The sequence below is a fragment of the Metallosphaera yellowstonensis MK1 genome, from assembly GCF_000243315.1.
GTDB classification, from domain to species: domain Archaea; phylum Thermoproteota; class Thermoprotei_A; order Sulfolobales; family Sulfolobaceae; genus Metallosphaera; species Metallosphaera yellowstonensis.
Genome location: NZ_JH597761.1, coordinates 552,594 through 570,851, shown reverse-complemented (window position 1 = coordinate 570,851; position 18,258 = coordinate 552,594). Strand labels below are relative to the sequence as shown.

15 protein-coding genes and 2 pseudogenes are annotated in these 18,258 nt (G+C 52.2%); 6 read left to right on the top strand and 11 right to left on the bottom strand.

The window, feature by feature from the left end:
• Nucleotides 1–37 precede the first annotated feature (37 nt).
• The 5 genes from METMK1DRAFT_RS03595 to METMK1DRAFT_RS03575 all read right to left on the bottom strand — a co-directional run bounded on the left by METMK1DRAFT_RS03595 (nt 38) and on the right by METMK1DRAFT_RS03575 (nt 4,426).
• Nucleotides 38–1,267, bottom strand: coding sequence for an RNA-guided endonuclease InsQ/TnpB family protein (locus METMK1DRAFT_RS03595; RefSeq protein ID WP_048087395.1), 1,230 nt, complete (start codon nt 1,265–1,267; stop codon nt 38–40).
• A complete protein-coding gene (locus METMK1DRAFT_RS03590) occupies nt 1,239–1,877 on the bottom strand; it encodes an IS607 family transposase (RefSeq protein ID WP_009070988.1) in 639 nt (212 codons plus the stop codon). Before METMK1DRAFT_RS03590 ends, METMK1DRAFT_RS03595 begins: the two co-directional genes overlap by 29 nt.
• Complete coding sequence (locus METMK1DRAFT_RS03585; protein WP_009070986.1) at nt 1,855–2,088, bottom strand: hypothetical protein; 234 nt, start codon at nt 2,086–2,088, stop codon at nt 1,855–1,857. The genes METMK1DRAFT_RS03590 and METMK1DRAFT_RS03585 overlap by 23 nt, the downstream gene beginning before the upstream one ends.
• Before the next feature lie 215 nt (nt 2,089–2,303).
• Nucleotides 2,304–3,608: an ATP-binding protein gene (locus METMK1DRAFT_RS03580; protein WP_009070984.1), complete on the bottom strand. Its 1,305-nt coding sequence runs from the start codon at nt 3,606–3,608 to the stop codon at nt 2,304–2,306.
• A 119-nt stretch (nt 3,609–3,727) separates the two neighbouring features.
• Nucleotides 3,728–4,426: a ZIP family metal transporter gene (locus tag METMK1DRAFT_RS03575; protein ID WP_009070982.1), complete on the bottom strand. Its 699-nt coding sequence runs from the start codon at nt 4,424–4,426 to the stop codon at nt 3,728–3,730.
• A 396-nt stretch (nt 4,427–4,822) separates the two neighbouring features.
• Between METMK1DRAFT_RS03575 and METMK1DRAFT_RS03570 the strand changes: the two genes are divergently transcribed.
• A complete protein-coding gene (locus tag METMK1DRAFT_RS03570) occupies nt 4,823–5,143 on the top strand; it encodes a GYD domain-containing protein (protein WP_009070980.1) in 321 nt (106 codons plus the stop codon).
• A gap of 50 nt (nt 5,144–5,193) precedes the next feature.
• Here METMK1DRAFT_RS03570 and METMK1DRAFT_RS18845 read toward each other — a convergent pair.
• The 4 genes and pseudogenes from METMK1DRAFT_RS18845 to METMK1DRAFT_RS03560 form a co-directional block, all read right to left on the bottom strand.
• A pseudogene (locus tag METMK1DRAFT_RS18845) lies at nt 5,194–5,371 on the bottom strand (RNA-guided endonuclease TnpB family protein); the annotation flags it as partial.
• Nucleotides 5,372–5,467: 96 nt separating this feature from the next.
• Complete coding sequence (locus tag METMK1DRAFT_RS19965) at nt 5,468–5,872, bottom strand: transposase (protein WP_425357374.1); 405 nt, start codon at nt 5,870–5,872, stop codon at nt 5,468–5,470.
• Nucleotides 5,869–6,462: pseudogene (locus METMK1DRAFT_RS19960) on the bottom strand (hypothetical protein). The gene METMK1DRAFT_RS19965 and the pseudogene METMK1DRAFT_RS19960 overlap by 4 nt, the downstream one beginning before the upstream one ends.
• Nucleotides 6,463–6,905: 443 nt before the next feature.
• Complete coding sequence (locus tag METMK1DRAFT_RS03560) at nt 6,906–9,149, bottom strand: heavy metal translocating P-type ATPase (protein WP_048087590.1); 2,244 nt, start codon at nt 9,147–9,149, stop codon at nt 6,906–6,908.
• Nucleotides 9,150–9,254: 105 nt separating this feature from the next.
• On the opposite strand from METMK1DRAFT_RS03560, the gene METMK1DRAFT_RS18840 reads away from it, so the two are divergent.
• The 5 genes from METMK1DRAFT_RS18840 to METMK1DRAFT_RS03540 all read left to right on the top strand — a co-directional run bounded on the left by METMK1DRAFT_RS18840 (nt 9,255) and on the right by METMK1DRAFT_RS03540 (nt 11,639).
• The gene (locus METMK1DRAFT_RS18840) at nt 9,255–9,401 is read left to right on the top strand and encodes a winged helix-turn-helix transcriptional regulator (RefSeq protein ID WP_009070968.1); all 147 of its coding nucleotides are present in this window, start codon (nt 9,255–9,257) and stop codon (nt 9,399–9,401) included.
• An 18-nt stretch (nt 9,402–9,419) separates the two neighbouring features.
• Nucleotides 9,420–9,776, top strand: a complete 357-nt coding sequence (locus tag METMK1DRAFT_RS03555) for a TRASH domain-containing protein (protein WP_009070966.1) — start codon at nt 9,420–9,422, stop codon at nt 9,774–9,776.
• 38 nt (nt 9,777–9,814) lie between these two features.
• Nucleotides 9,815–10,006 carry a hypothetical protein gene (locus tag METMK1DRAFT_RS03550; protein WP_009070965.1) on the top strand — a complete coding sequence of 64 codons (192 nt, stop codon included), beginning with the start codon at nt 9,815–9,817 and terminating at the stop codon, nt 10,004–10,006.
• A gap of 240 nt (nt 10,007–10,246) precedes the next feature.
• The gene (locus METMK1DRAFT_RS03545) at nt 10,247–10,984 is read left to right on the top strand and encodes an exodeoxyribonuclease III (protein ID WP_009070964.1); all 738 of its coding nucleotides are present in this window, start codon (nt 10,247–10,249) and stop codon (nt 10,982–10,984) included.
• A 142-nt stretch (nt 10,985–11,126) separates the two neighbouring features.
• Nucleotides 11,127–11,639: an SLOG cluster 4 domain-containing protein gene (locus METMK1DRAFT_RS03540; RefSeq protein ID WP_048087394.1), complete on the top strand. Its 513-nt coding sequence runs from the start codon at nt 11,127–11,129 to the stop codon at nt 11,637–11,639.
• Between the two features lie 90 nt (nt 11,640–11,729).
• Here the strand turns inward: METMK1DRAFT_RS03540 and METMK1DRAFT_RS03535 are convergent, their stop codons facing one another.
• Nucleotides 11,730–13,823: a molybdopterin-containing oxidoreductase family protein gene (locus METMK1DRAFT_RS03535; protein ID WP_172634111.1), complete on the bottom strand. Its 2,094-nt coding sequence runs from the start codon at nt 13,821–13,823 to the stop codon at nt 11,730–11,732.
• 607 nt (nt 13,824–14,430) lie between these two features.
• Nucleotides 14,431–18,252 (bottom strand): protease pro-enzyme activation domain-containing protein, encoded by a 3,822-nt coding sequence (locus METMK1DRAFT_RS03530; RefSeq protein WP_009070958.1) that lies wholly within the window; start codon nt 18,250–18,252, stop codon nt 14,431–14,433.
• Nucleotides 18,253–18,258: the final 6 nt, after the last annotated feature.

The following is an 18,258-nucleotide window of genomic DNA, read 5'->3' as shown; positions in this document are numbered from 1 at the left end:
GAGATACCTAAGACCCTGTTGACTTCACCGTTTGTCCCTACACTTTCATTTCAATCATTTTATGTTCATTCATGATCGAGTGTAGGGACTTAGCCCTCAACCACCCACTTAAGGTAGGTGGGTCATGGGACTCCTTCGAGCCCAACGGCACGGGGCTCACATCTCCAGCCCTTTTCTTCAGATTGTACAGTGCAACCACGTCCCTATGCCACCTTTCCTTCCCCTTCTCACAAACACCAACCCTTGGGGCATCGCCCCTATCGGGTTGGTAAACGATCTTCGCCCCGTGGACTGGGCAAACAGTGGAAGTGTGAGACGGATTAACTAAGAGTACGGGGACACCGAACTCCCTAGCCTTCTCAATAATAGCGTTCTTCATCGAGGAAAATGCTGAACGGTAAATCCTCAACCTAAGCTGTTTATCCTTAATATCCTTAACCATATGCTCTGGAGTTCTCCCTGGCAAGTCCTCCAAGACAATTGCACTCCTACTTTCAAAAGCCTCTTTGACGATCAGCTTGGCTAATTTCCTCCTAACGTCTACTTTCTTATCCCTCTCCCTCAGCCTCTTTAACTTCCCCCTCACTTCCCTATCCTTAGTTGACCTACCAGTAATTATTGTCTTCCTCCTATACTCATAGCCCAGAGTAATCCTCTTAGTGTTAGTCTCTAAAAGCGTCGGTTTTCCATCAACTAATACGGAGACCGAATTCTCATTTAGATCAACTGGGATGAAACCCTTAGGTTCATAAGGTTTAACATCCCTCTTAAAAACTATGAAGAACTCCACCACGTTACCTTTCATTAGTCTAAACCTGGCCTCACTCGCAATCCTCCACTCCGTGTTATAATATCTCCAGAAGATCTTAGGGAAGGTTGGTGAAATGAGAACCCTACCCTTCTTTGTGGAAATTGAAATCGTGTCGAGGCTGAACTTCCACAGATGATCATCCAGGTGAACAGTGACTCTCCTCACTGACGGTTTCTCAGTGTAAGCCCTACCCCTCTTCTTCAACTTCTGAAAGCTGTCCAACCTCTCGCTTGCGTCCTCACAAGCGGTGTAAATGAAATGGGATGGTAAGTCCTTGTGCTTCTCCCTTTCACTCTTGTAAATCCCAGCTTTAATCCTGGTGAAGGAGGTAGTCTCGTTTGACAACCCATAATTTATTGCCTCCTCTAGAACCTCTCTGTACTCCTCCTCGACCTCCTTAAGTGCTGAGTATGTAGAATAGTCAACCCTAACCCTTAGCTTCACTGTCCTCTCCACTCAACTCACCTATCAACTTTTTTACGCCTTGAACCAGGACTGTCTTCTTGTGACTCCTCATTCCGTAAATTTTCCCTGCGAATGAGGTAATGATTGAGATTAAGTCCTCCACAAGTTCCTGTGTATCCTTAGGTTCTTCTCCGAAAACTACTTCAATCTTAACTCCCACGGTTGAGAAGAACTCCTCAAGGTACTCAAATCCAAATCTTGTAAGTCTGTCTTTGTATGTTATTAATACGACGTCCACACTCCTTCCCTCAACAAGTTTGAATAACTTAAGCAATCCTTCCCTTCCTGTGTTCAACCCGCTAGCTACATCTTTCAGTACCTCAACTACCTTGTAACCCTTCGCCGTTGCGTAATTTGTTAGGTAGTTCACTTGCCTCTCCAAGTCCTCTCTCCGGTCAGCCGAGGACACCCTTGCGTAAATTACAGCCCTCGTCTCTTCCCTCTTCTCTAAGTACTTCTTTATCTCGCTGTAAGGTATCCTGTACTTCCCTCCTTCAGTCGTTACCACCTTTATTTTCCCTTCTCTAATCCACCGTAGGAGTGTTGAGTATGAAATGCTGAGCAGTTGGCAAGCCTCCTTAGGTCTCAGTAGTCTCTCCACAAGATTGGTTGATAATAAACAAATATAAAAAGATTTCTATTAACGTGAGAAAGGATTCAGCCCCTAGGGTGTAAGGGCTCAACATGACGCCAGTGGCTATCTCCCCTATCAAGAGAGGTATGCCGTACTTTCCCAGGAAGCTCCTCACCGCCTCAGCCAAGAATATGAGGAGAGAGACCTCGAAGAAGGCAAGGGTTACCTCGTCAGTCATATTACAGCCTGTGGTTACCTATTTTTAAAAGTTAACCCAAAGGTTCTGGAGATTGGTCGTGGTACTCCTTTGAGCCCAACCGTATGCTGGTCACATCTGCCATCACTCCCTTTTGGGCATAGTCCACATGTGTGAGAGATCATGTTCTCTAACCTAAGACCTAGAATGAACAAATGTAAAACATTTCCTCCATCATAAAAGAGGAATCAGCCCCTCTAACTCCAGGGGTACAAAACCCTGTTGGACGAGATCATGTATAGGAACATTGAGATGGGCATTATAGCCTTGTTACCCTCGATCCTCATCTCGTCTAACGTTAACACGTATCCCTTATCCATCCTCAAGTCCCTGAACTCTCCTCCACCGAACTTCACCTCTACCCCGACGTCATCTATCACGAAGTCCACCTCCCTACCTCCCTTAAAGAAGGTGTAACCCGTGGAGTACTCCCTGGCCAAGTGCTCACCTACTATTCCCTCCACCACGTGCGGAACGTCCTCCTCACTGATCCCCTCACCCGTGGAGTACCTCCTCATTACCCTGTATATGAACGGATCTACGAAGTAAACCTTCTTAAACGACCTGGTATTGACCCTCCCGTTCTCTACCTTCCAAAACGTCCTCAGCACGAATAGCTTCTCAGCTAGGTCGAGGTAGGAGGAGACCGTGTTGTGGGAACCCACGGAAGTCCTCTTCGCTATTGTGTTCTCAGAGATCCTAGAGCCGTAGGATTCTACTATTTTTGCCATTATCTCCTTGAAAGTCCTCTCGTTCCTGCCCAGTCTAGCCAGGTCACTTAACACTGCGTCCTTATAGACCTCATAGAGGACGTTTAGGGGATCACCATCCACGTAGTTCGTGGTGAAGAACCCCCCTCTCTTCACGTATTCCATTAACGCCCTGTTCAGTTGAGGTAAATGCGGCAACAGTTTAGTGGAAGTATTATAGAAACCCTTGATGTCGCTGAGCGGAACTTTATGCAGGTTGAGCTCCCTGAAGAACACGTTGAATATGACCCTGAAGTTGAGGGGGTAGAGAACTACCTTACTTAGAGGCCTACCCGGGAGAGTCTCCTTCATGAGGGAAACCGAGGAGGAACCGCTCACGTATATCGTGGAGTCACGTAAGTAACCCGAGTTAAAGAGATGGAGAAGTCCGACGTTCCACTCCCTGACAAAGGTTATTTCATCCAGGAAGATGAAGCCTCCCTCGGAGTTGACGAGGCTCCTGTAATCAGAGAGGAGGGACACGAGATCTCCCTTGTCCTTGAGTGAGTCACAGGAGAAGAACAGTATCTTAGCCGGCTCGACGCCACTCTCCAGGAGTCTCATAATCGCGGTCTTCATGAGGCTCGTCTTGCCCACCTGCCTGGGCCCCAGGACCAACAGGTTTCCCTCTGGATACCGTATCAAGAACCTAGGTTTAGAGGAGAGGACCTTCCTAATGTGCTCGTCCTCGTAAATCTTGCCCTTGTCGGCCCACCAGGGATTTTGAAAGTTCATCTGTGAAATCAGGGACATTTTGTCAATGTATCGACAAGTTTTATTTAAGACTTGTTATTCACTGACAAGTTTGACGTAAAACTTGTCATTTAATTGACAAGTCTTCCGTGAAGCCTTACCAGAGCTCCAGGAAAGGTTCAGCTGTTCCCCAGGGCATAGCTGATCAGGAGTTCCGTTAAGGTACCCAAGGCGAAGCCGAGGCCCATGAGTATCCAACTGCTGACTCCCCTGTCCCTGAAGATCTTCACGAAGGCGTAAAGCACCGACGCGAAGGCAATCGCGTCAAGTACTCCGATCTCCAAACCCCCAGCGTACCCCAGGTAGTAAACCGAAGCCCCGAGGATGGTTGGGAGCCCGGCTACGGCTGAGAGAAGAGCGAGAAATCCCAATCTTCTTTTACTCATGGGAGCTGAGATAGCCACACCCTCCGTGGCATTATGAATTGAGAAACCTAAGGTGAAGGCTAGGGCTGAGGAGAGCTGTCCGGCCAGGAGAGCTGAGGCTATTGCGAACCCTTCCCCCACGTTGTGAACTCCCAGTGCCACAGCTATGACACCCGAGTTTGTCAAACTCCTCTCACTTATCCTGAGATGCCTCTCCAATCCAGATATCAGGATCAGGGTCAGGACGAAGGCCGACAGTATCAGTAGCTCGTCAAAGAGCCCCTTCACTGCCTCCTGGGAGTCGGAGGCCGCCTCCAAGGCGATGAAGAGCAATATCCCTGCCCCCAGGGAGTTGACCAACTCCGCTCTACTCCTGGTCAGGTAAGATGCCGAGAACGCTCCCACGAAAACCGTGATCCCTGCGAGTGCGCCTAGAACTAGAGGAGTTATCATGTAGGACTAATGGGAGGGAGAGTATTTAAGATTTACGACATGTCGTAAAATCCTTAATGGAATAGAAAAAGATAACTTCGTCGGAAATGAGTGTTCGGGGACTCCTACAGGGAGGAAAGTGAAGGCTAACCTAACTCAGCAGTTTTGCCTTGACTTTAAGGTAATACTTAACGAAAAATTCCATGACTGATGCTTGATGGCATATTCCCTTGAATCTGGGTCGAACTTAGAGAGTCGTTAGAGAGTCGATCGCTTAACACCGTGGGTGTGTTCTAGGTCAACTCCCTCTGAGGTGCACTCACACGAGGAGGTCAGCAGCGAGAGTCCCCCTATTCGCTATTGACCCTTTCTCGATTTAAGGAAGGTTTAAATGTTTAAAGAGCTTTAATATCTATAATGGCTATCTTCATCGTCATTTCGTCTCTAACGGATAAGGGGGCCGAGACCATAGCCGATAAGCCTGAGAGAATTAAGTCGGTAAACGAAGAGTTGACTAAGGTGGGAGCAAAGGTGAGGGATCAATACGTGGTCTTCGGGGACATAGATTTCATCAACGTCGTGGAGGTCGACGATCCCGAGAAGTTCCTGAAGGCCATAATAGAGCTGAACAGTAGAGGGACTGTTAGAACTAAGTCATACCTGGCGATACCTGTGGACAGGGCTATCGAGGTCATCAAGTCTACTCCATCCATCGGTCACCCCCACGAAAGGAAATAAACTTTTTTGTCATAATGTGGAAGCATGTTTACCCTATATGGGTTCGGGCTTCATAGGATTTCATAATATTTAATATCAATCCTCAGCCCTTGGGCTTCACCGGGGTCACGGGGAAACCCGTTACCTTTCCGTCCCCTTAGCGGGGTAACCTAAACCCACCTACTCCCACTGGGAGCGAGAGAGGTGGGGAAACCCGCACATCTTGAGTAAGATATTCAAGCAGCAGTTATGGGACTTTAACGTAACTTAAAGATTTTCATCAGCCCCGGCGGTCCGCCTAAGGGGCGCTCGAGAGCCTGAGGAACGCCTCCACGCTCCTAAGGTTCAGCTCCCCCACCAGATCCCTGACGACGTTATTGATGGTGAAGATCGTGAGGTAGCCCTTAAGCTTATCCCCCTCCAGAACGAGGAGTCCCCCAGTCCCAGGGCCTTGACGTCCCTTGGAGTTCCTCGATCTCCCACACGACAGGCCTCCTCGACTTCCTCGCTGAGCGAGAGGTCGGTCGTGTAGAGGTACCTGACGTGTGTCCCGGAGTCACGTTTATATTCCCGGACTAGCAATTTTACCGTAACCACTCGGTCTCCCAGGGTCAGGTCGGCGTAGTAGACTCCGGGGGGGGGGGTAGGTCTCCCACTCGGAGGTGTCCCTCCACCTCCTCGAGGGTCCCCTGGACCGACTCGACCCTGGGCTCGGTTGGACTTGAGCTCAGACACCACGTTGTCCCTCACGAGCTTCTCGGACCAGTACTGGGGTCGAAGACGACCCTGGACACGCGGAAGCGCTCCTTGAGCACGTCCAACATCTCCCTGGCCATCTCGATCTTGGTCTTGAACTCGGTGACCATCCCCAGATCCAACATCTTCCTCACGACGTAGGGGAAAGCCCCCACCATGAACGTCCTGCCCGTGGAGAGGTCCACTACGGCTACCGTGAGGAGCTTGGCCCTCTCGAACCTCCCGTGGGTGTGGCAGTAGATCCAGTAGTTCTCAGGGGCTCACGTCCCTCCCCCTGGAGCGTCGTGGTCCACGGTGTCGTCTATGATGACGGCCACCTCACCCTTCACCAGCCCCGACAGGACCTCCAGGTAGTCCCTCCACGCGCCGTCGAGTTCTCCCAACGCCTCCAGCAGGTTTGCGTAGTCCAACCCGAACGTCTCGGCCGCGTTCCTCACGCTGGCCCTCCCACCTACCAGGACCATGAGGACTAGCGCCAACCCGACCTTCCTGCTCCTCCCCTTCCTCCTGACCACGCCCAGCCTGTTGACCGCCTTGACCAGCCTCTCCCTAGCGAGTTCGATCGATCCCTTTCCGTTCAGCATCTTTTCAGCGGGACGACGTCGAAAAATAAAAACTTCTCGCTAATACCGACTTCTTCGTATTACTTCCCTAAGATTCCCATAACTGCTGTTCATTAATAACCTTTTTGATTACACTAATTTATGGCGGGCTACACCTATTAAAAATGTTCACTGTGAAGTCAAGGAATTATAATGGTAGATCGTGAGATTTGGTGTCAGTGACCTCAACTGAGTGAAAATTTTTCATGTATAAGGGGATCCTAGATATATTGTTTCTAGAGAAGCAAGGAATGATAAATATCTGATTTCGATATTTTAAGCTAAGTCATAGAGCGTCTGTTTAAAGGATCGTGAATTACGTCTCTAGCATTTCCGCATGGAAGTTCTAAACAAAGGATGTTTTACAGTTAACTCCGCAAATCACGGGTTCAACGCATTGCAGTCTCATCAAAAAAGCTGGACGCTCACTGAACGAGACTCCACAGCACTACACTTACACTGTTCATGGCCATGCCCAGGGCGGCGAACTCTGGGGGGAGATAGATCCCAGTGAAAGGATAGAGGACCCCAGCAGCTATTGGGACGAGTATGGCGTTGTAGGTCAGGGCCCAGGCAACGTTCTCTTTTACCTTCCTCAACGTCCTTCTGGACTGCTTGATGAGAACCAGGAGGGACTGTAGGTTAGGAACTATTACGTCACCGGCGTACTTGGCTATGTCCGTCCCCGTGGACACGGCCACCCCGACATCAGCTTCCCTCATGGCCTGGGCGTCGTTCACACCGTCTCCAACGAACATGACTCCCTCCCCCTTCAGCTCCCTCACCAGCTCAACCTTCTGATCCGGGGAAAGCCCCTTGTACACCTTCACTCCCAACTCCTCACCCACCCTGTCAGCAAGGGAGCTCGAGTCCCCTGTGGCTATGACTACCTTATATCCCATCTCCTTGAGCCTCTCGACCAACTCCCTGGCCTCGTCCTTGATCTCGTCCTCCAGCCAAACCTCTCCAACCACCTTCCAGTCCACGCATATGGCCAGATCTCCCTTGAAGTCACCTTCACAGTTCTTCTTCACCAACTCCCTGTTTCCCACCAGTACTTCCCTCCCGTCAACCTTTCCGTAAACTCCTCCCTCAAGCTCCGTGAAGTGCTTAACCTGAAGGTCGGAGTTGCCGAACCTGAGGAGGGCCTTGGCCACAGGGTGATTGCTGAACCTCTCGAGGGCCAGTGCCATCCTCATGGCTCCAGGCTCCCTCTCCTCCACCTTCAGTACCCTCATCTCTCCCTTGGTTATGGTACCGGTCTTATCGAAGATCACTGTCTTCACTAGCTTGAGCCTCTCCAGACTCTCTCCGTTCCTGACCACTATCCCCCTCCTCACGAGCCTCCTTATACCCACCATTATCGCCATGGGTGTGGCTAGACCGAAACCGCAGGGACACGCTGAGGCTAGCACGGCGATGGAGATAGCCAGGGAGAAGGCAAGGGAGTAGTGAAGGATCCCGTACCAGACCAGGAAGGTAAACAGTGATATCACGACGATGCTTGGAACAAACAGGGACGATATCCTGTCGACCAGTGACTGGATGGGTAACCTCACGGTCTCAGCCTCCTTAACTGCCTCCACCACCTGCGAGAGGTAAGTCCTCTCACCGCTCCTGGTCACGTGGACCTTGAGGAATCCTGACACCAGGGTCGAGCCACCTATCACCGGCTCTCCCACACTCTTCCTCACTGGCATCACTTCCCCGGTGTAGATGGACTCTTCCACATAACCCTCACCCTCCTTCACCACGCCGTCTGCCGGGATGACCTCACCCGACCTCACTACAGCTACGTCACCGGGCTTGAGTTCCCTGGAGTCTACAGTCCTTCCGTCCTCGGTTTGGGCCATCACCGATTGGAGCCTCACCACGTCGTTACTCGTCCTCTCCTTAATGTATGCCTCCATGGTCTTGCCGGCAAGGATGAACGTGACCAAGGCTGAAGAAGCGTCAAAGAAGTATCCCTCGTGGAGGTAGAGGAGAGAGAGGAGACTGTAGAACCATCCCACAAGGGAGGAAAGTGAGACCAAGACGTCCATGTTGGTCGTGTGATTCCTCAGGGCCCTCACAGTTCCCAAATGAAACCTGAGTCCTGAGTAGAAGATCACCGGTGCTGACACTACAGCTTGAAGGAACGGGACTGGAAGTAGCGTGAACGGTGTGAGGACTGAGCCAACCAGGAGCTTGACCAAGAGGTCATGGAAGTCTCTCCTCCCTCTGACCTCCTGTTTAGATAACTCAACCCTGTACCCCCTCTCCCTCAACCTCTCCAGAACGGTCTGTGGAGAGGTGGAAAGGGGGTTTATCTCGACCAAGAGCGTACCGGAACTGGGGTTGACCTTGGCGTAAATTACCCCTTCCAATCCCTCAAGGAACTCCGTGAGTGCCCCCGCCTCCTCCTCGCTCAAGTGAACCTTGGCGGTGAACTTCTGCGTCACGACGTCGTAACCTGCCCTCCTCACGGCCTGCACTACATCCTTGAGTCTACCTCCCTCCAGAGTAACACGTGCACTTCCAGAGGCCAAGTTCACCTTGGCGTCCTTGACTCCGCTCACCGAGGAGATGGCCTTTGTCACCGTGACCTCGCAGGTGGCACAGTGCATGCCCACCACCTTCAGCTCCTGGTCCATCCTCAGCTTCTGTGCAACGTTTCTCTCACGATCCATAAGGATCTTCTGTGGAAACTGCATTAAATACCCATTGTTTACAAAGTAAAACATGGAGTAAGACACGTGTCTGGAAAATCTTTTTTGTGAAATACAACTACTCCTATGTCAAATGTAAATGAACTTACGGCCTTAGAATACAAGGTGTTACGGATGTTGAGAGAAGATTCCAGGAGGAGCGCGAGCGAGCTAGCAGAGGGACTTGGAGTTAGCAGGGCCACGGTCGCCAAGGTCATAAGGTCACTGAGGTAGAAGGGAGTTAGGTTCACCGTGGACTACCATGAGGAGGGCCAGGTGGTCATCTTCGCCCTGGTAGACGCATGTGAGGGAGAGTGTTATAAGCTCCTGGATGGTAGGTACATGATGGTCTTAAGGGGAACGCTAAAGGACGTGGAGGAGAACTTGTCCGGGACGAGAGTGTCACAGTATTTTCTTGCAGTTGAGAGATCTGGTGTACCAAAGGTAAGGAGGGCCGAAATCACATGCGACTACTGCGGAGGAGAGATCAGGGGAGAGCCCATGACAGTTAGGATGGGAAGGAAGGTATATTACGCCTGCTGTAAGACTGTGACGCTTCTACGTAACTACTCGTTATTTTTAATCACTTCTAAATATCGTTTTAATTAAGTAATGTTTATATAGTATTACCGAAGTAGTTTTTATTGATGATCCCCCTAACTGATGACGGGCACTGCTCACGAGGTTTGGGGAGTGATAAAAGTGTGGATGGGAGGGTAGTGGTGTTTCCCTCGACCAGCCCCAATGAGTTAAGGGTGACTGTGTATGATCCCTTAAGAGGGGTGCCCGTGGTGGAATTAGAAGTAATTAAAAGTAAGGAAAAGTTACGCCACGGGTAAACACGTGTAAGTCCCACCTGGAGAAAACCGCACGCGGATCCTAGTGACGTGAGTAAGGGCGTAAGATTAGTGCAGAGCGAGTGGAGGACCATGTTCAACGCTTTTAGATGGAGTCAACTTCTGGACGGTGGTTCAGGAGGAGCGTAGAACATGGAGTTGAGGAGAAGGAGAGTCGGCTCCTTGAATTAACCGGGGAGTTAATTCAAGTACCCTTTTAATCTACATCATCTTGTTTAAGGCATGCGGTTTCTTTCCTGGAACGTAAATGGACTGAGGTCCGCACTGGGAAAGGGTATACTGGGCATCATTAAGGACTACGACGTGGTCATGTTCCAGGAGGTCAAGTCAGACGTGGTTCCGCTAGACTTTCAGTTCCTCCCCTATCACGTTTACCTCTTCCCGGCGAGGAAGAGAGGTTACAGCGGGACTATGACACTCTCCAGACAAGCTCCTCTCTCGTTCAGGTACGGTATAGGCAGGGAGGAGTTCGACTCAGAGGGCAGAGTGATCACATTGGAGTTCCCAGACTTCTACGTAGTGAACGCTTACTTTCCCAACTCCGGGGAAGGCTTAAGGAGACTACAGTTCAAGCTCTCCTTCGATGAGGCCTTCCAAGAGTTCGTGGGCTCCCTGAGGAAACCTCTAGTAGTGTGCGGCGACTTCAACGTGGCTCACGAGGAGATAGATATCGCGAGACCTGAGGAGAACGAGGATCACGCCGGTTTCACGCGGGAGGAGAGGGAGTGGTTCCATAAGTTCCTCCTCTCAGGTTTCGTGGACACCTTCAGGATGTTCGTGAAGGAGGGAGGACACTACTCATGGTGGAGCTATAGGACTAAGGCCAGGGAGAGGAACGTGGGGTGGAGGATTGACTATTGTCTAGTCTCCGCGGAGCTGGCCGGTAGGGTGAGGAGGGCGAACATCCTGGAGGACATGATGGGTTCCGACCATGCTCCGATAACCTTGCAGCTGGAGTAGTTAAGCCTCGTCACGGATAGAGTAGTAGTTATTTGACTTTCCCTTAACTGACGTTCTGTTATCAAGGGAAATCTAATAACTACTAATAGAGTTTTTCCACCGCGATGAAATGTTTTTTATCTTTTCCTTGTTATCTCTCTACATGCAGATAGCGATAGCGGCCCACGGCTCAGAGACTGGGGAGGAGGTGGAGGACAAGTCCAAAAGATTCCTGAGGGTCCTCTCCAGGTGCCACAGGCACTCCCTCCTCGTGGGAGGATATTGGGGTCTCATGAGGACTGTAGTCGACGAGGCCCTAAGGCTGGGGATCAACGTCGTTGCAATACTCCCCGAGGAGATGGAACACGTGATCCTACCCCCTCAGGTCGTGAGGATAAACACCGGTTGTGAGCCAAGGTGCAGGTCGGTTATGTTGGTCAGGTCTGGAGACATCCTGGTCTCACTGGGCGGAGAGGCAGGCACCATGACGGAGATCCTCATGGCCTACGCCATGGGTAAGACCATTTATTCGTTGGTGGGTACGGGTCTCTCCACGGACCTGTTGCTCAAGGCGTTTCCCACTCACCTAGATCAGAGAAGGACTGGGGAGGTATTTCACTTCCAAGACCCAGAGGAGATGGGGAGAGAGATATGTAAGAAGTATTATGGTATCTAAACTTCCGAGTGGCGACCTCACCGGTTTAATCAAGGATCACGGGGATCCCGCGAAGGTTGAGGTCCGTTACTACCTCAACCGGTAACGGGGCTACTTCTCCGCTTTTCTAACCTCAACTATGTTTTGGGATTGGGCAACGCTTCCAGCAATGGGGTCAACTATCTCGTCAGATATCAAGAGGTTCACGTCGAACCCGTGTCCGTAGGCGAACTTCAAACCCTTAGAGTGCCTACCGAAACCGAAGTAAGCGAACACGGTGTCTTCCCTGATCTCACCTGTGACCTTTACCCTACACCTAACGCTCTCTCCTGTGGTCAACGATCTAACCTCCACAAGATCTCCGTCCCTTATTCCCAACTTCTCAGCCCTCCTCCTGTTCATCTGTAAGGGATTGTCGGGTGCCAGTTTGATCAGCGTGGGTATGTCGAAGGTGATGCTGTCCTGTGTGTGGTACAACGTGTGCCCAGTGACTAGGTAGAACTGGTTCTCCCCCTGCGGGGCTAGCCTACCTGGAACGTATGTGGGGATCGGGTAATATCCCAACTCCCTCAGTCTCCTGGAGTATATTTCCACCTTCCCTGACTCAGTCCCCAACGGTTTAACGTAAGGGACCTGGTCGTATACCTCCCCCTGAAGCCTCACTGCCCCCTTCGTCCTCAACTCAGTCTCATTTACCTTCAACTGGGTCAGGACTCTCCTCTCCAGGTCCTCATAACTCTCCTGCGATAGCCCCAGTCTCCTCTCCAATTCCAGGAGGATCCAGTGCAACGGTCTCGTATCATGGATTGGCTTCACTGCAGCTTGATGAGCGTCGACCCAGGGCTCCAGCGACCAACCGACGACTCCCGGCAATTCGTCTCTTTCCAGAAAGGTGGACTCTGCCAGCACAACGTGGGCGTATTGGGTCACGTCTGAGGGGAAAATGTCAACCGTGACCAGGAACTCTACCCTTGAGAGGGCCTCCCTAACCATGGAAGAATTGGCGTCCCTACCGTCCAGGTTAGTGCCCACGACCATGAGTGCCCTGATCGGATGAGGCTTCCCCGTGAGTATAGCCCTATATACTTCCTGGAAGGAGGCGTAGGTCAAAGGGAACCTGTACCTGTCGATCCTGTCTCTCCTCAGCTCACCGTCGTAGAGCTTGACCTTCGGCCTCTTGGCGAACACCAATCCTCCCCTCCTATCCAGGTTTCCCAACATGGCGTTGATGATGAACGCTGTCATCCAGGTGTAAGTGGAGTCCATGGCGTAAGAGGTGTGCCACCCGTCGTCTATGACCGAGGAGGGCCTGTTCTCCCATAGGTTCTCGGCTAGGTACTTCACGTCATCGTAGCTCGCTCCAGTGATCTCCTGGAGCGAGGGATACACCTTCTCTCCCTCCCTCCTGAAGAGCCAGAAGGCAGTGGCGACCTCCTCCCCACTCATCTCTCCCTTGTAGAGGAGATCCTCGTGGTATTCTCCCGTACTCGTCATGTCCCTCGTCCTCACCAGTAGGGAAGCGTTTGAGTACCTCCTGAGGAAGTCCTCATCGTACATGTGATGCTCTATCATGTAGTACGCTAGGGATAGGAGGAGAGCCGTGTCGGTACCAGGCCTGATGGCTATCCACCTCTCGGCGTAACGCTGAGCTAAGGCCGACCTCCTGGGGTCCACGACAGTTACTCTCATTCCCTTGCTCCTACCTAGATCTATCCTCCTCACTATCTCAGGTACTATTCCCTCTAGGGGATTCCTACTTAGGAAGACTACGAACTTTGAGTTGGGATAGTCAGGGTCCAGGCTTCTCGGACCCTCGGCACCCAACACCAACTGTGAAGCTACAGTCCTAGGCCCGTGACACACTGCCTCATGTCCTATCAGGTTGGGTGTACCGTACAAGTAGGCGAACCTCTCCAGCAACTCCTTACCATAATCGTGGAAGGTTATGGCCAAGTAACGAGGGTCCTCCTCCCTCACCTTCCTCAAGGCCTTGACCGTCTCCCCGAGGGCAGTCTCCCAGTCGGTCTGCTCAAGTACACCCCCTCTCCTCACCATAGGTCCCTTGAGCCTGTCCGGATGGTTCAGAATGTAAGGGGCAGCTGCCCCCCTACCGCATATCCCAGCCTGAGGGTGGTTCCTGTTAGCTGACACCTTAACGGCGTCTCCCTCCTGGTTCACGAGGATGCCACACTGGTTCTTGCACATAAGGCACCTCTGATACGCCATAATTTATGATCAAGGGTCGAGGTTAAAAGGTAAGATATTCCGTGAACTCCAGGATGGAACTTCAATGTTCACTGGCAGTTATTAGGGTCTCCCTTGAGCGTGAGACGGCGTTTTAGGTAAAGTCTCATATCTGCTCATCTACGACGAAATTGCTCAGCGAGATCTACTTTGATCCGATCGTGGCGGAGCCCTCAGGTTGACCTAGACCATCAAGGCCAGCTTTCACTGGACTGGACTTCTTCTCTCCAGACCTAAACGTAAAACGACTAAGCGTGATGGGTTACGGGAACCGATTCCCACACTCGTACTGAACCTCGGTAAAAACAGCAGTTATGTGACAGCAGTTATTAGATTCTGCCTTGACTTCAAGGCGACACCTAACGAGAAATCCCATAACTGCTGTATGTGACTTTCGCTTAACTAATGCCCATCATCAAGGGAAATCTAATACCTGCTATCAAAGAGTCTAGAACGTGGTTTCTCTAGAACCTAGATCAGACCTCCGTATCAAGCCGTTCACTTAAAATACTTAACGTAACTTAATGTACACTGTCACGAAAAAGAAAAGGGACTTATATTACACCTCTTACTTCCTCCTATACGACGCTACCCCCACAACTATCCCCACAAGCCCAAGCACCACCCCCAGTAAAGCCACGTATAGATCCTCATTGACCGAGGTAGACAGCTCCTGACCCTTGGTCTGTACCGTGGTGTTGAGTTGGGTTAACCCGATGGCCACGCTCTTCAACTGGTTCTGGAACAACACGTTCACCGATGCCGTGAAGTTGAGACCGTCGGACTGTGCCACCTCGACCTCCACTTGATGATCCCCGTCCGGGTACGCATTGGTGTTTATGGTCACTTGATGAGTGCCGTTTCCCGTGAAGGACGTCACTAACCTTCCGTCCAGCAACACCTTGACCGTAGTGATACCGCTACCTAAGACCGTGACTGGGAAGGTGAGGTTCCCGGTCACGTTCTCTCCGGACGTGAGCCCTATGTCTATGATGGGAGGCGAGGGGCTCACCCTGGAGTAATAGGACTGTATCAGGTGTACCACGGAACTCTGCAGTGAGATAGAGTTCACCCTGGAGTTCACCAGTGTAACACTTCCGTTCTCCACCACCAGGTCGTTGGCGTAGACGTCCACGAGGGTGACGTTCGATCCCTGGAGGATCAGCGTACCACTAACGTTGGAGGAGGTTATAGTGACTTGGCTGTACCTTATCACGTTCTCGCCCAGGAAGAGGTCGTTGAACATAGTCCCGTTAACGTACAACGTGTCGTTCTCGAAGGCTGAGTCGTAAGTTTGAACTGGGTTAAAGGAAGGGTCGTTCCTCACTAAGGTGAACGGCTCCACGTAGAACCTGGAGGAGGAGGACACGCTGTTGTTGGTGGCACTACCGTATGCACCCACTCCACTCACTAGGACCTGAAAAGGCAGGGCGACGTAGGAGTTCCCCAGGTAGGTAAGGTTACCTGTGGAGAGTGAGGAGGGAAGGGTGATGTTCCCCACCCATAACCCCAGCGTGTTGTTGTACCAGAGGGGTATCTCGGTGACGACTGAGATGGCTTGATACTCATTGGAGAGTAACGTTGGGTAAACGGTGGCTGAGAACATACCGTACTTCACTTGTTTCCCTCCAGATGTTATGTTGGAGTACACGTAGAGGGTTGAGCCCTCCAGGGCGTAGGTAGTGGAGAACCTGAGGGGTGTGGACGCCCTGTCACCAACATATATCTGGCCGTAGTAGAACCCAGGTATAGTTTCGTTGAGGATGTAGGAATCATAGTCGGCGAAGAGCAGTACAGTGTACAGTCCAGGGGTGGCGTTGGCTGGTACAGGGAGGTATCCTACGTACTGGGGACCTAGGGGGGTAAAGGTCAATAAGACCTCCGTCCTGGAGACGACCTCCTTGGAGGGAGAGAGGAGCTCAGCGGTGACGTTCGATCCAGTGACCAGGTTCATGGAGGTCGGAGGCATGAGGTTACTGGGTGAGGTCAGACTCCCCTGAATTATCACGTCCTGTCCAGGGTAAACTGTACCCGGTTCAGCGACCACCTGGGGCAGAATGAACAGGGAGTTGAGTCCTATCCCGTTGAAGAACGCGTCGTACCCGAAGGCTCCCTCCACCTCCAGGAGCACCGGTCCTGAAGGGACGTCTTGGGGAATGGTGCCTACCCACGCGTTGGCTTGGGGGGAGTAGACCAAGGTTGTTTGGTTCACCAACGTGTAGGAGTCGTTCGTTATATTGTACGACAGTACCTTCACCGTTACCTCAGTCGTGTTTGGGGCTAGGGTACCTAGAGGGGACGTCAGGTTCACGACGAGGGGAACTCCCGCTCCCGTCCACTCCACAGTGTACGGGGGTGGAGAGATGAACTGGGCGAAGTAACCTGAGAACACCTCCAGGAAGCCGTACCCCATGCTACCGTTGGCCTCACCGTAAACGTTTACGAAGATCACACCGGACGCATTCTGGGGGATAGTGAGTCTGGCGTACCAGGTCCCCTGGTTGTAGGTCATCGGAACCTCCGTCAAGTTCCCGTTAATCCCCTCTAGTAACAAGTAGAATTTCCCCTCGCTCACGGTGGAGTTGCCCTGAGTCACCTTAGCCTTCACCGTGAGGCTCTGACCAGGCACAACTACGCTCACGTTGGAATCGTTCACGATTACGGAGAGGGCCATCCCAGTGGAGTTGAGCAGGTAGGGCAGTTCACCGACGTTCAGTTGGCCCAACCCGGTGACCAAGTTGTACCCCTCCCCTGCAGTCCACGGTATGTTGTAGCCGAAGGTGATGGGGGTGAAGGCTCTCCCGTAATCCGAGGAGTAAAGCCTGTATAGATCAGGGTTGAGGTTCCCCAACCTGGTGTGACTGGCCTGCATGACCAAGGTCAGCAGACCCGCCGTCAGGGGCGAGGCCTCACTCGTCCCACCACTGATGGCAGTGACGTTTCCAGGACAGACGATGTATATCCCAGGGTACACGTCGGCGTTGGCTGAGATGTCTGGGGTCTCCCTGCCGTTGGGGAAACCGCTGGGGGAGGAGATGGACCACTGGTAATAGGGCTTTGGCTCCACTTGGCTCACCCCTCCAGTGCTCCCCCCATAGTTAACATCTGGGGGTACGAAACCGTAGTTGGACCAAGCGGTCACGTTGTAGGACAGGGAGGGGAAAGTCAGGTATGTAGTTGTACCTCCTAAGGAGGTGACGAAGGGTGAGGTGGACGGGTAACCGATGCTCCCCAGGGGCCCGGCACTGTACCCGCTACCCCCTCCGTCGCCACTGGACGCCAGGAAGGTGATCCCCTCCGCCGACCCCATGGCGTAGTACTGATCCGAGAGGACGACGCACTGGTAGAACAGGGGGCCAGAGAAGGTGGGAAGGAACTCCTCGGGTATGCTGAAACTCTGGGAGAGTACGTCAACGTTATCCTGAGACACGATGTAGGCCAGGATCGAGCTCAGGGGGAGGTTGAGGTTCGCTATATAGAGCGTGATGTTTGCCCCAGGAGCCATGGAGTGGGCGGCCTCTACGTCAAGGCTTATCTCACCTGCCCAGCCTGAGGTTATCCCCAGGTTAGGGTCGTAGGGCCCCACTGGGACCACGGTGAAGTTGGGGGGAGCCGGTAGGTGATAAAGTTGATCGAACTTGGCCAACTGTTGAGCTATGTAGGGATCCCCAGCGAAGTCCAGTATACCCACGGTGTAATTGCTCCCGTCTATGCCCCTCTCCAGTAGCACGGACGCGTTGTAGACCACCCTCAGGTCAACGACCGGGTAGGCTTCAATGGGGAAGGTCTGGTTAGCAGGTTGAGACAGGGAGTCCCTTAACAGGTTGACGTCCCTCTGGGTGAACAGGGTGGAGGGATGTGAGAAGAAGATGGAGGTTAGGTTGTTGGACACTACGATAACTCCACCCAGTTTGGGAACTCCAACACCCTGGTAGTACTCTGACGTACCGTTGCTCACTAGGTAGTAGTGTAGCCCCAAGGCGTTCTCCATCTGAGTCACTGTTCCCTGGACCACTATGACCGAGTCCGCCCCGGTCAGCAGGACCTTGAGACCTTCGTGCTTTAGGTAACTCAGCACGGACTGGAATTGGGCCGTGGGATAGAAGAGGGACTTCACCTGTTCCTTGGTCAGGAACTTGTGGTATAGAGGTGAGGATGGGTTTGAGGTCTGTTCAGCGTAGTAGTAGAGCAAGTTCAGGTTCCTGAGAGGGATGTAGACAGTAGCTACTACCACGCTGTCTCCTGGAAGGGACCCTACCTCGTGGAAGCCCCTCATCACGAAGGGTTCCGTTTGGTACTGTGTCGGTAGCGGACTGGAGTAGGCCAGGGGAGAAGTTAAGGAGAGTAGGAAAATGAGGACGAGAAGGAGCGAGACCGAATCCCTTTGCATAGGAAA

What these genes read in the sequence shown, in the direction of transcription:
- METMK1DRAFT_RS03585 (WP_009070986.1), bottom strand. Translation starts at nt 2,088, where the DNA reads ATGACTGACGAGGTAACCCTTGCCTTCTTCGAGGTCTCTCTCCTCATA.
- METMK1DRAFT_RS03580 (WP_009070984.1), bottom strand. Translation starts at nt 3,608, where the DNA reads ATGTCCCTGATTTCACAGATGAACTTTCAAAATCCCTGGTGGGCCGAC.
- METMK1DRAFT_RS03575 (WP_009070982.1), bottom strand. Translation starts at nt 4,426, where the DNA reads ATGATAACTCCTCTAGTTCTAGGCGCACTCGCAGGGATCACGGTTTTC.
- METMK1DRAFT_RS03570 (WP_009070980.1), top strand. Translation starts at nt 4,823, where the DNA reads ATGGCTATCTTCATCGTCATTTCGTCTCTAACGGATAAGGGGGCCGAG.
- METMK1DRAFT_RS03560 (WP_048087590.1), bottom strand. Translation starts at nt 9,149, where the DNA reads ATGGATCGTGAGAGAAACGTTGCACAGAAGCTGAGGATGGACCAGGAG.
- METMK1DRAFT_RS18840 (WP_009070968.1), top strand. Translation starts at nt 9,255, where the DNA reads ATGTCAAATGTAAATGAACTTACGGCCTTAGAATACAAGGTGTTACGG.
- METMK1DRAFT_RS03550 (WP_009070965.1), top strand. Translation starts at nt 9,815, where the DNA reads ATGATCCCCCTAACTGATGACGGGCACTGCTCACGAGGTTTGGGGAGT.
- METMK1DRAFT_RS03545 (WP_009070964.1), top strand. Translation starts at nt 10,247, where the DNA reads ATGCGGTTTCTTTCCTGGAACGTAAATGGACTGAGGTCCGCACTGGGA.
- METMK1DRAFT_RS03540 (WP_048087394.1), top strand. Translation starts at nt 11,127, where the DNA reads ATGCAGATAGCGATAGCGGCCCACGGCTCAGAGACTGGGGAGGAGGTG.
- METMK1DRAFT_RS03535 (WP_172634111.1), bottom strand. Translation starts at nt 13,823, where the DNA reads ATGTGCAAGAACCAGTGTGGCATCCTCGTGAACCAGGAGGGAGACGCC.
- METMK1DRAFT_RS03530 (WP_009070958.1), bottom strand. Translation starts at nt 18,252, where the DNA reads ATGCAAAGGGATTCGGTCTCGCTCCTTCTCGTCCTCATTTTCCTACTC.